An 11,597-nucleotide genomic window follows, 5' to 3' on the forward strand; every position below is an offset into this window, starting at 1 on the left:
GCTGGTCGGTGTGCCGACCCAATCGGTACCGGGCCCCACCGACAAGGGACGAGGTGTCCTGTGGACGGCACCGTCTGCTTGACGATCCGTCCGTGCACGCACGACCCTGCCCCCGTGCTCCCCACCGTCGCCGAGGTGCTCGCGCTGCCCTCGGTCGCCGCGGCCGCGCCCCGCGTGCTGGCCGGCGACCCCGAGCGCACCGTCGTGCGCTGGGTGCACTCGTCGGAGGTCTACGAGATGGGTGGGCTGCTGTCGGGCGGGGAGTTCCTGCTCACCACCGGCCTCGGCCTGCACGGCCGCTCCCCGCGCCAGCTGGTCGACTACACCGACCGGCTGGCCGATGCGGGCTGCGTCGGGCTGGCCCTCGAGCTCGGCCGCACGTTCCTCGAGGTGCCCGACGAGCTGGTGCGGACGGCGGCCCGGCGCGGTCTCGTGCTGATCGAGCTGACCGCCGTCGCGCCCTTCGCCCGCATGGTGGAGAACTTCCACGACCTCGTCGTCGCCGCGCGCGACCCGGGGCACCGACCGGCCGAGGCGGTCTGGCAGGAGCTGCTGGCCCTCGTGGTCACCGGCCAGGGCCTGTCCGCCGTGCTCGACGCCGTGGCCCGGTTGGCCGGGTGCCCGGTGCACGTGGCCGACCCGGCCGGTCGGGTGGTGGCGGCCAGCCGCGTGCCGGCGCCGCCCGACGTCCCCGGCGAGTGCACCGGCGCCGACGTCCGCGGCCCGCAGGGGTTGGCGGGCCGGCTCGTGCTCCACGGGCGGCCGACCCGGGCGCGGGTGGGGGTGGCCGACCGCGCCGCCGTGGCCGTGGCGCTGGAGCTGGGGCGTGCCCCGGCCGCCGCCGTCCGTCCCTCGCCGGCCCAGTCGTTGGTGTCCGACCTCGTCGCCGGCGTCCGGCTGTCGCCCGCGCAGGTGCGCACCCGGTTGACCGAGGCCGGGCTGCCGCCGGCCGCCGGTGCCGAGGTGCTGGTGCTCGGCGTGCTGGTCGACCGGCGGACCCCGCCGGAGGACGTGGTGGCCGCGGTGCACGCGGCGGGCGACGCCGCGCTGGGCCGGTGCCTGGTGGCCGTCGGCCGTCGGTTGGTGGTGGTCGTGGCCCGCACCCGGCGGGGCGGCGCCCGGTCCGCGGCGCAGCGGCTGCGGGCCGCCCTGGACGAGGGTCGCGCGGCCGACGCCGTGCTGCTGGTCGCCGCGGCCGACCCGGTGGTCGACGACGGAGGGCTGGGCGAGGCGCTGGCGCAGGCCCGCTCGGTGGTGGAGCTGGCCCACCGGGTGGGGGTGCGCCGCCCCGTCGTCCTGGCCGGTGACCTCGCCGTCCACCAGCTGTTGGCCGAGGCCGTCCCCGCCGACCGGTTGGCCGCCTTCGTCGACTCGAGGCTGCGACCGGTGCTCGACCACGACAGCGCGCACGGCACCGAGCTGCTGCGCACCCTCGACGCCCACCTCACCCACGGCCTGGTCAAGGCCCGCACCGCGGCCGCCCTCGGCATCCGCCGGCAGTCGCTGCACGCGCGCCTGGACCGGCTCACGACCCTGCTCGGGGCGCCGGTCGAGGACCCCGCGCAACTGGTGGGCCTGGCCGTCGCGCTGGTCGGTTGGCAGCTGCGCACCGGCACCGACGCGCAGGCCGGTCCCGTGCGCACCCGGTGACTGCAACACCATCCGGGCTAGTGCATACTCATGCATCGTGAGCGCAGAGCGGACGTGGACGGTCGGGGTCACCGGCGCCACCGGGTACGCGGGGGGCGAGGTGTGCCGGCTGCTGGCCGGGCACCCGAACCTCCGGCTGACCGGGGTGCACGCGGCATCGAGCGCCGGCCGACGCCTGGGGGAGTCCCAGCCGCACCTGCTGCCCTTCGCCGACATGGTCGTGCAGCCGTCGGGCCCCGAGGACCTCGCCGGCTACGACGTCGTCGTCCTCGCCCTGCCCCACGGTGCCTCCGGCGCCATCGCCGCAGGCCTGCCCGACGACGTGCTGGTGCTCGACTGCGGGGCCGACCACCGGCTCGCCGACCCCGCCGCCTGGCAGCGGTGGTACGGCAGCGAGCACGCCGGCACCTGGCCCTACGGCCTGCCCGAGCTGCCCGGCCAGCGGGGGGAGCTGGCCGGCGCGCGGCGCATCGCCGTCCCCGGCTGCTACCCGACCAGCGTCACCCTCGCGATGGCCCCGGCCCTCGCCGCGGGCCTGGTCGAGCCGGAGGTCGTCGTCGTCGCCGCGTCGGGCACGTCCGGCGCCGGCCGGGCGGCCAAGCCGAACCTGATCGGCTCCGAGGTCATGGGCGCGGCGAGCGCCTACGGCGTGGGCGGCGTCCACCGGCACACCCCGGAGATGGTCCAGAACCTGTCGGAGGTCGCCGGTAGGAAGGTGGGCGTGAGCTTCACCCCGACCCTCGTGCCGATGGCCCGCGGCATCCTCGCCACCTGCTCGGCGAAGGTCGCGCCCGGCACGACGCCCGAGTCGGCCCGGGCCGCCTACCTCGAGGCCTACGCCGACGAGCCCTTCGTCCACCTGCTGCCCGAGGGCCAGTGGCCCACCACCGCCGCCGTCCTCGGTGCCAACACCGTGGCCCTGCAGGTCACGGTCGACCCCGACGCGGGCCGGCTCGTGGTGGTCGCCGCGGTCGACAACCTGACCAAGGGCACGGCGGGCGGGGCGCTGCAGTGCGCCAACATCGCCCTCGGCCTCCCCGAGACCACCGGTCTCCCGCTCGTCGGAGTCGCACCATGAGCGTCACCGCCCCCCAGGGCTTCCGGGCCGCCGGCGTCGCCGCCGGCCTCAAGACCTCCGGTGACCCCGACGTCGCCCTCGTCGTCAACGACGGCCCGGACGACGCCGCGGCCGCCGTCTTCACGACCAACCGGTTCCCGGCCGCGCCGGTGCTGTGGTCCAAGCAGGTGCTGAGCAACGGTCGACTGCGCGCCGTGGTGCTCAACTCCGGCGGCGCCAACGCCTGCACCGGGCCCGAGGGCTTCGCCGACACCCACGCCACGGCCGAGCACGTCGCGACCACCCTGGGGCTCGGTGCGATCGACGTCGCGGTGTGCTCCACCGGGCTGATCGGCGTGCGGCTGCCGATGGAGCAGCTCACCGCCGGGGTCACCGACGCCGCGGCCCAGCTGTCCGCCGAGGGGGGCCCGGCCGCCGCCCGCGGGATCATGACCACGGACTCGGTGCCCAAGACCACGGTGCAGCCCGGCGAGGGCTGGACGGTCGGCGGGATGGCCAAGGGCGCCGGCATGCTGGCACCGAGCCTGGCCACGATGCTCGTCGTCCTCACCACCGACGCCGTCGTTCCCGGCGACGTGCTCCAGGCGGCGCTGCGGCACGCCACCGCGCACTCGTTCGAGCGGGTGGACTCCGACGGCTGCCTGTCCACCAACGACACGGTGCTGGTGCTCGCCAACGGCGCCTCCGGGGTCACCCCGACCGCCGAGGAGCTCGGCGCGGCGCTCGACGCCGCCTGCCTCGACCTGGCCATGCAGCTGCTGGCCGACGCCGAGGGCTCCACCAAGGACATCGCGATCACCGTGCGCGGCGCGGCCTCGGTCGAGGACGCGCTCGAGGCCGGTCGGGCCTGTGCCCGCAACAACCTGCTCAAGACCGCGCTGTTCGGCAACGACCCCAACTGGGGCCGCGTGCTCGCCGCCATCGGCACCACCGACGCCGCCTTCGAGGCCGACCGGGTCGACGTGACCATCAACGGGGTCACCGTCTGCCGCGGCGGCTCGATCGGCGACGACCGCGACGGCGTCGACCTCAGCGGCCGGGCCGTCACCATCGACGTCGACCTCGCCGCCGGTGGCGCCGAGGCCACGATCTGGACCAACGACCTGTCCATCGCCTACGTGCACGAGAACTCGGCCTACTCCACATGAGCACCGCCATCCCCGAAGCCCAGGACCCCAGCCCGCCCGACGTCCGGCCCGACGAGGTGCCCCCGAAGCGGCGCTACGGGACCAGCCGGGTCATGCGCACCCCCGACCCCGAGGGCGATGCCCGCAAGGTCGCGGTGCTCACCGGCGCGCTGCCGTGGCTCAAGGAGTTCCACGGCAACGTCGTCGTCGTGAAGTACGGCGGGCACGCCATGGTCGACGAGGCCTGCCGGGCCGCGTTCGCCGAGGACATGGTCTTCCTGCGCACCTGCGGGATCCTCCCCGTCGTCGTGCACGGCGGCGGTCCCCAGGTCAGCTCCATGCTGTCCCGCCTCGGCGTCGAGAGCGAGTTCCGCGGCGGCCTGCGGGTCACCACGCCCGAGACCATCGGCGTCGTCCGCATGGTGCTGGTCGGCCAGGTCGGCCCCGAGGTCGTCGGGCTGATCAACACCCACGGGCCGCTGGCCATCGGGCTGTCCGGCGAGGACGGCGGCCTGTTCACCGCCGAGCGCACCACCGCCACGGTCGCCGGTCAGCAGGTCGACGTCGGCCTGGTCGGCGATGTCGTCGAGGTCGACCCGACGCCGGTGACGGCGCTGCTGGAGGCCGGGCACATCCCGGTCGTGGCCACCGTCGCCCCCGACAGGGACGGCGTGCTGCACAACGTCAACGCCGACACCGCCGCGGCGGCGCTGGCCGTCGCGCTGGGCGCGGTCAAGCTCGTGGTGCTCACCGACGTCGAGGGTCTCTACTCGGACTGGCCGGACAAGTCCTCGCTGGTCGAGCAGATCGACGCCGCCGAGCTCGAGACGATCCTCCCGACGCTCGACGCCGGGATGATCCCCAAGATGGCCGCCTGCCTGCGGGCGGTGCAGGGCGGTGTGCAGCGCGCGACCGTCGTCGACGGCCGGCTGCCGCACGCCCTGCTGCTGGAGATGTTCACCACCGAGGGCACCGGGACCATGGTGGTCCCGTCCTCGCCGACCCCGGAGGAGGGTTCAGCATGACGAGCACGGAGGAGCTGGCCCGCCGCTGGTCGGCGGTGATGATGGGCAACTACAAGACTCCGCCCGTCGCCCTCGCGCACGGCCGGGGCGCCACGGTGTTGGACGTCGACGGCCGCGAGTACGTCGACCTGCTCGGCGGCATCGCCACCACGATCCTGGGCCACGCCCACCCCGCCGTCGTCGCCGCGATCACGCACCAGGCCGCCCGGCTCGGCCACGTGTCCAACCTGGCCATGCACGAGGTCGGGGTGACCTTGGCCGAGCGCTTGGTGGAGCTCGCCGGCCGGCCCGGACGGGTGTTCTTCTGCAACTCCGGCGCCGAGGCCAACGAGGCCGCGTTCAAGATCAGCCGGCTCACCGGGCGGCCCGAGGTGGTCGCTGCGCTCGGCTCGTTCCACGGCCGCACGATGGGCTCGCTGGCGCTCACCGGTCAGCCGGCGAAGGCGCAGGCCTTCGCCCCGCTGCCCGGCGGCGTCCGGCACGTCGAGTACGGCGACCCGGCCGCACTGCAGCTCACCGAAGCCACGGCGATGGTGCTGCTCGAGCCCATGCTGGGTGAGGGCGGCGTCCTGCCCGCGCCCCCCGGCTACCTGGCCGCCGCAGCCGCGCAGGCCACCGAGGTCGGCGCACTGTTCGCCGTCGACGAGGTGCAGACCGGCATGGGCCGCACCGGCCAGTGGTTCGCGCACGCCGCCGACGGCGTCGCCCCCGACGTGATCACCATGGCCAAGTCGCTCGGCGGCGGTCTGCCGCTGGGCGCGACCCTGGCCTTCGGCGAGGCCGCCGAGCTGCTCGGCGCCGGGTCGCACGGGTCGACGTTCGGCGGCAACCCGATCGTCGCCGCGGCCGCGCTGGCGGTGCTCGACACCATCCGCGACGAGGGCCTGCTCGACCGGGCCAAGGACCTCGAGCACCGCTTCACGACCGGCATCGAGGGTCTCGGCCACCCGGCCGTGTCCGGGGTCCGGGGTCGCGGCGCGCTGCTGGGCGTCGTCCTCACCGCCGACGTCGCCCCGGCCGTCGAGACCGGCCTGCGCGACGCCGGCTACCTGACCAACGCGGTCGCCCCCGGCGTCGTCCGGCTCGCCCCGCCGCTGGTCGTCACCGACGAGCAGGTCGACCGGTTCGTCTCGGCCCTGCCCCCCGTCCTCGACGCAGCACTGGAGACCGCACCGTGAGCCCCCGGCACTTCACCAAGGACGACGACCTCACCCCGGCCGAGCAGGCCGAGGTGCTGGCGCTGGCCGCCGAGCTGAAGCGGACCCGGCACACCGCCGACGCCCCGCAGCCGCTGGCCGGGCCCCGGTCGGTGGCCGTGCTGTTCGACAAGCCCTCGACCCGCACCCGGGTCTCGTTCTCCGTCGGCGTCGCCGAGCTGGGCGGGTACCCGCTGGTCATCGACGCCGCCGGCAGCCAGCTCGGCCGGGGGGAGCCGGTCGAGGACACCGCCCGGGTGCTCGACCGCCAGGTCGAGGCGATCGTCTGGCGGACCTTCGAGCAGGCCCGGCTCGAGGCCATGGCCGCGGTCAGCCGGGTGCCGGTGGTCAACGCCCTCACCGACGACTACCACCCGTGCCAGATCCTGGCCGACCTGCAGACCGTCGCCGAGCGCCGGCCCACCCTGGCCGGCCTGACGCTGACCTACCTCGGCGACGGCGCGAACAACATGGCGCACTCCTACGCCCTGGGCGGCGCCACGGCCGGCATGCACGTGCGCATCGGCTCGCCCGAGTCCTACGCGCCCGACCCCGCCATCATGGCCCGGGCCGCCGCGGTCGCCGCGCAGACCGGCGGTTCGGTGACCTGGACCGCCGACCCGGCCGCCGCGGCCGACGGCGCCGACGTGCTCGCGACCGACACGTGGGTCTCGATGGGCCAGGAGGACCAGGCCGGTGACCGCGGGGCCCCGTTCCGGCCCTTCGCCCTCGACGAGTCGGCGCTGGCCCGGGCGGCGAGCGACGCAGTCGTGCTGCACTGCCTGCCGGCCTACCGCGGCAAGGAGATCGCCGCGTCGGTGATCGACGGCCCGCAGAGCGCCGTGTGGGACGAGGCGGAGAACCGGTTGCACGCGCAGAAGGCGCTGCTCACCTGGCTGCTGGCGCAGCGGTGACCGGCGCGCTGACCCGGTCGGCCCGGCATGCCCGCATCGCCGAGCTCATCTCGGGCCAGCCCATCACCTCGCAGAGCCAGCTCGCCCGGCTGCTGGGGGAGTCCGGCGTCGAGGTCACCCAGGCCACGCTGTCGCGTGACCTGGAGGAGCTCGGCGCCGTGAAGCTCCGCGGCTCCGACGGTGCGCCGGCCTCCTACGTGCTGCCGCCGGAGAACGCCCCGCTGCGCCCGGCCCAGTCCGCGCCGGGCCGGCTGACCCGCATGCTGGGTGAACTGCTCACCAGCGCCGAGGGCTCGGCGAACCTCGCCGTCGTGCGCACCCCACCGGGTGCGGCCCAGTTCCTCGCCTCGGCGATGGACAAGACCGGCCTGCCCGACGTGCTGGGCACCATCGCGGGGGACGACACTCTGCTGGTCGTCTCCCGCGACCCGCACGGCGGACCCGCGCTGGCGCAGCGTCTGCTGGCGCTGGCCGCCGGCACCACCATCCCCGATCGAGAAGGACACCCGTGAGCAGCGCACCTGCCGGTTCGGACACCAGGCTCTGGGGCGGTCGCTTCGGCGGCGGCCCGTCGGCCGCGATGGCGGCCCTGTCGAAGTCCACCGACGTCGACTGGCGGCTGGCGCCGTTCGACCTGGCCTCCTCCCGCGCCCACGCCCGGGTGCTGCACCGTGCGGGCCTGCTCACCGCCGACGAGCTCGAGCAGATGGTCGGTGCGCTCACCGAGCTGTCCGCCGAGGTCGCCGACGGCACCTTCACCGCCATCGAGGCCGACGAGGACGTGCACGAGGCCCTCGAGCGGGGTCTCACCGCCAAGCTGGGCACCCTGGGCGGCAAGCTGCGCGCCGGCCGCTCACGCAACGACCAGGTGGCCACCGACCTGCGGCTGTACCTGCGGCACCACGTCCGCGCCCTGGTGGGTGCGGTCGCCGACCTCGAGGACGCCCTGGTCGGCCTCGCCGGGCGCTACCGCGACGTCGCCGCGCCGGGGATGACCCACCTGCAGCACGCCCAGCCGGTGCTCATCGCCCACCAGCTGCTGGCCCACGCGCACTCCTTCGCCCGCGACGTCGACCGGCTGCGCGACTGGGACCGCCGCACCGCCGTCAGCCCGTTGGGGGCCGGTGCGCTGGCCGGTTCGTCGCTGCGGCTGGACCCCGACGCGGTCGCCGCCGAGCTCGGCTTCGACCGCGCCGCCGACAACTCGATCGACGCGGTCAGCGACCGCGACTTCGCCGCGGAGTTCTGCTTCGCCGCGGCCCTGCTCGGCGTCCACCTGTCCCGGCTGGGGGAGGAGGTCGTGCTCTGGACGTCGACCGAGTTCGGCTGGGCCCGGCTGGACGACGCCTGGGCCACCGGTTCGTCGATCATGCCGCAGAAGAAGAACCCCGACATCGCCGAGCTGGCCCGGGGCAAGGCCGGCCGGTTCGTCGGCAACCTGACCGGTCTGCTCACCATGCTCAAGGGCCTGCCGCTGGCCTACGACCGGGACCTGCAGGAGGACAAGGAGCCGGTGTTCGACTCGATCGAGCAGCTGGCCCTGCTGCTGCCCGCGGTCACCGGCATGGTCGCGACGCTGACGCTGCGGCCCGAGGTGCTCGAGGCCGCAGCTCCCCAGGGGTTCGCGCTGGCCACCGACGTCGCCGAGTGGCTGGTCTCGGCCGGGGTGCCGTTCCGTTCCGCGCACGAGATCAGCGGGGCGATGGTGGCCCGGTGCGAGGCGCTCGGGGTGGAGCTCGACGAGCTCACCGACGCCCAGCTCGCCGAGGTGTCGCCGCACCTCACGCCCGACGTCCGCACGGTGCTGTCGGTGCCCGGTGCGCTGGCTGCCCGCAAGGCGCGCGGTGGCACGGCGCCCGAGCGGGTCGCCGAGCAGCTCAGCGGCCTGGCCACGCTGGTGGGGGAGCACCGGGGGTGGGCGACCGACTCGCCGGTGGCCCGGGCCCTCTGACCGGCGCGCCCGGTTCGGCGCACCGGTGACCGACGTCCCCCGGCCCGGGCAGCTCGTGACCCACGACGAGCTGCTCGGCCGTCCTGAGGTCGTCGCCCCCGCGCTGCTGGGCTGCTGGGTGGTGACCGAGCGACCGGAGGGCACGACCGCCGTCCGGTTGACCGAGGTCGAGGCCTACTCGGGGGCCGGCGACGACCCCGCAGCCCACTCGCACCGGGGCCCGACCCCGCGCTCGGCCGTGATGTTCGGCCCGCCGGGGCACCTGTACGTGTACTTCAGCTACGGCATGCACTGGTGCGCCAACGTCGTGGTCGGCGCGGAGGGCGAGGGGTCGGCGGTGCTGCTGCGCGCCGGTGAGGTCGTGCTGGGGGAGGAGCTCGCGCGCGGTCGCCGTCCTGCCTCGGCCGTGCACCGGGACCTGGCCCGCGGGCCGGCCCGGCTCACCGCGGCCCTGGGCATCGGCCCCGACGACCGCGACCTCCTCCTGCTCGACCCCCGATCACCGGTGCGGCTGCACCGGGGCACGGCACCGGTCGCGGTCACCGCCGGTCCGCGGGTGGGGATCACCCACGCCGCCGAGCTGCCCTGGCGGTTCACCGAGACCGGCGCCCCGACGGTGAGCGCGTTCCGCGCCGGGGTGCGGCGCCGGCCTCCCGCGGGGTGATCGACGCCCCCGCGGGGCATCTGGTTGGTGGCCGTGGGCGGGGGTCGGCGAGGATGGCACCGTGACCAGTGCCGACGTCGTCGACGAACTCCACCGCCGGGGGCTGATCGCCCAGAGCACCGACGAGGGCGAGCTGCGCGCTGCGCTCGCTGCCGGGCCGGTCACCTACTACTGCGGGTTCGACCCCACCGCCCGCTCGCTGCACGTCGGGCACCTCGTGCAGTTCATGGTGCTGCGTGCCCTGCAGCGGGCCGGGCACCGGCCGATCGTCCTGGTGGGCGGGGCCACCGGCCTGATCGGCGACCCGCGGCCGACGTCCGAGCGCACCCTCAACGCCCCCGAGGTCGTGGCCGAGTGGGTGGAGCGCATCCGGTCGCGGGTCGCCCCGTTCCTCGACCGCCCGGCCGCCGAGCAGGGGCTCGCCGAGCCGGTCTACGTGAACAACCTCGACTGGACGGCGCCCCTGTCGGCCATCGACTTCCTGCGCGAGCTGGGCAAGAACTTCCGGGTCAACCGCATGCTGGCCAAGGAGGCGGTGTCGGCCCGGCTCAACAGCGACGCCGGCATCAGCTACACCGAGTTCAGCTACCAGATCCTGCAGGCCAACGACTTCAAGGAGCTGCACGAGCGGCACGGCTGCACGCTGCAGACCGGCGGTTCCGACCAGTGGGGCAACCTCACGGCGGGGACCGACCTCGTGCGCCGCACGCACGGGGTGTCGGTGCACGCGCTGGGCACCCCGCTCATCACCCGCGCGGACGGCACCAAGATCGGCAAGACCGAGGGTGCCACGGTGTGGCTGGACCCCGAGCTCACCAGCCCGTACGCCTTCTTCCAGTACTGGCTCGGCATCGACGACGTGGACGCCCGGGCCTGGGCGCCGCTGTTCTCCGAGCGGCCGGCGGAGGAGGTCGCCGCCCTGGTCGCGTCCTCGGAGGAACGCCCCGCCGCACGGGAGCTGCAGCGCGCGCTCGCCGAGGAGCTGACCCGTCTGGTCCACGGCGACGACGAACTGGCCCAGGCAGAGGCTGCCGGCCGGGCGCTGTTCGGCCGCGACGACCTCGCGGCACTGGGGGAGTCGACGCTGACGGCCGCGCTCGCCGAGGCCGGCGCCCTCCAGCTCGGTGCCGACGACGTCGTCGACGGGGCGCTGCCCTCCGCCGCGGTGCTGCTGCAGCGCACCGGGCTGTGCAGCTCGCTGTCCGACGCACGGCGGACGGTGAAGGAGGGCGGCGCCTACGTGAACAACGAGCGGGTCGTCGACGCCGACCAGCCGTTGTCGGCCGACAGCGGTCTGGCGGGTGGCTGGGTCGTGCTGCGCCGGGGCAAGCGGAACCTGGCCGGCGTCCGCCTGCCGGCCTGACGCACCGGCGCCGGGGGGACCCCCGGCACCGGTCGTGGCGTGCGGGCCCTGTGGTGACCCGTGGCGTGTGAACGGCCCGTGACCGCCGCGCGTCGAGCACGTGGCGGGCGTCACGCGGGAGGGCGTTTGACACGGGGCCGACGACCACGTAACTTTCTCTTTGCGCCGGGGACGACCGCGAGGCCGGGCCCGAAGCGCCGAAGCGTGACAACAAGCCAAGACATCGAAGGCCGTGAGGCTGGGGTTCTTGCGCGTCCGCTCTTTGAGAACTCAACAGCGTGCCGAAAGTCAGTGCCATATGTTTGATTCCCGCCTCCTTTTGGGGGGTGGGTGTTGGGTTGATTGATATCGAGAGTGCCAACTCTTGGTTCTCGGCCTTGGATCGAAATTCATCTACGGAGAGTTTGATCCTGGCTCAGGACGAACGCTGGCGGCGTGCTTAACACATGCAAGTCGAACGATGAAGCCAGCTTGCTGGTGGATTAGTGGCGAACGGGTGAGTAACACGTGGGCAACCTGCCCCCGGCTCTGGGATAACTCCAAGAAATTGGTGCTAATACCGGATATTCACGCTTCCTCGCATGGGGTTGTGTGGAAAGTTTTTCGGCTGGGGATGGGCCCGCGGCCTA

Annotated in this window: 10 protein-coding genes and 1 rRNA gene; all 11 read left to right on the forward strand. The window is 74.6% G+C overall.

Going from position 1 to position 11,597, the window contains the following annotated elements; translation table 11 throughout:
- Nucleotides 1–114: 114 nt before the first annotated feature.
- The gene (locus tag BLP29_RS21800) at nt 115–1,650 is read left to right on the forward strand and encodes a PucR family transcriptional regulator (RefSeq protein ID WP_092804951.1); all 1,536 of its coding nucleotides are present in this window, start codon (nt 115–117) and stop codon (nt 1,648–1,650) included.
- 37 nt (nt 1,651–1,687) lie between these two features.
- Nucleotides 1,688–2,728: an N-acetyl-gamma-glutamyl-phosphate reductase gene (argC, locus tag BLP29_RS12435; RefSeq protein ID WP_092804708.1), complete on the forward strand. Its 1,041-nt coding sequence runs from the start codon at nt 1,688–1,690 to the stop codon at nt 2,726–2,728.
- The gene (gene argJ / locus BLP29_RS12440) at nt 2,725–3,876 is read left to right on the forward strand and encodes a bifunctional glutamate N-acetyltransferase/amino-acid acetyltransferase ArgJ (RefSeq protein ID WP_092804711.1); all 1,152 of its coding nucleotides are present in this window, start codon (nt 2,725–2,727) and stop codon (nt 3,874–3,876) included. Before argC ends, argJ begins: the two co-directional genes overlap by 4 nt.
- Complete coding sequence (argB, locus tag BLP29_RS12445; RefSeq protein ID WP_092804714.1) at nt 3,873–4,880, forward strand: acetylglutamate kinase; 1,008 nt, start codon at nt 3,873–3,875, stop codon at nt 4,878–4,880. The genes argJ and argB overlap by 4 nt, the downstream gene beginning before the upstream one ends.
- Nucleotides 4,877–6,058 carry an acetylornithine transaminase gene (locus tag BLP29_RS12450; protein ID WP_092804717.1) on the forward strand — a complete coding sequence of 394 codons (1,182 nt, stop codon included), beginning with the start codon at nt 4,877–4,879 and terminating at the stop codon, nt 6,056–6,058. Before argB ends, BLP29_RS12450 begins: the two co-directional genes overlap by 4 nt.
- Entirely contained in the window at nt 6,055–6,990 is a 936-nt protein-coding gene (gene argF / locus BLP29_RS12455; RefSeq protein ID WP_092804720.1) for an ornithine carbamoyltransferase, read from the forward strand. Before BLP29_RS12450 ends, argF begins: the two co-directional genes overlap by 4 nt.
- Nucleotides 6,987–7,502, forward strand: coding sequence for an arginine repressor (locus BLP29_RS12460; protein ID WP_092804723.1), 516 nt, complete (start codon nt 6,987–6,989; stop codon nt 7,500–7,502). The genes argF and BLP29_RS12460 overlap by 4 nt, the downstream gene beginning before the upstream one ends.
- A complete protein-coding gene (argH, locus tag BLP29_RS12465) occupies nt 7,499–8,941 on the forward strand; it encodes an argininosuccinate lyase (RefSeq protein ID WP_092804726.1) in 1,443 nt (480 codons plus the stop codon). The genes BLP29_RS12460 and argH overlap by 4 nt, the downstream gene beginning before the upstream one ends.
- A gap of 25 nt (nt 8,942–8,966) precedes the next feature.
- Entirely contained in the window at nt 8,967–9,605 is a 639-nt protein-coding gene (locus BLP29_RS12470) for a DNA-3-methyladenine glycosylase (protein WP_207798457.1), read from the forward strand.
- A gap of 61 nt (nt 9,606–9,666) precedes the next feature.
- Entirely contained in the window at nt 9,667–10,968 is a 1,302-nt protein-coding gene (tyrS, locus tag BLP29_RS12475; RefSeq protein WP_092804729.1) for a tyrosine--tRNA ligase, read from the forward strand.
- Between the two features lie 392 nt (nt 10,969–11,360).
- Nucleotides 11,361–11,597: ribosomal RNA gene (locus BLP29_RS12480) — 16S ribosomal RNA — on the forward strand; the annotation flags it as partial.

The organism is Klenkia marina, from assembly GCF_900101025.1.
GTDB lineage: Bacteria > Actinomycetota > Actinomycetes > Mycobacteriales > Geodermatophilaceae > Klenkia > Klenkia marina.

Bases quoted from the DNA above. Each gene is read 5' to 3' on its own strand.
- argJ (WP_092804711.1), top strand. From the start codon at position 2,725: ATGAGCGTCACCGCCCCCCAGGGCTTCCGGGCCGCCGGCGTCGCCGCC.
- argB (WP_092804714.1), top strand. From the start codon at position 3,873: ATGAGCACCGCCATCCCCGAAGCCCAGGACCCCAGCCCGCCCGACGTC.
- BLP29_RS12450 (WP_092804717.1), top strand. From the start codon at position 4,877: ATGACGAGCACGGAGGAGCTGGCCCGCCGCTGGTCGGCGGTGATGATG.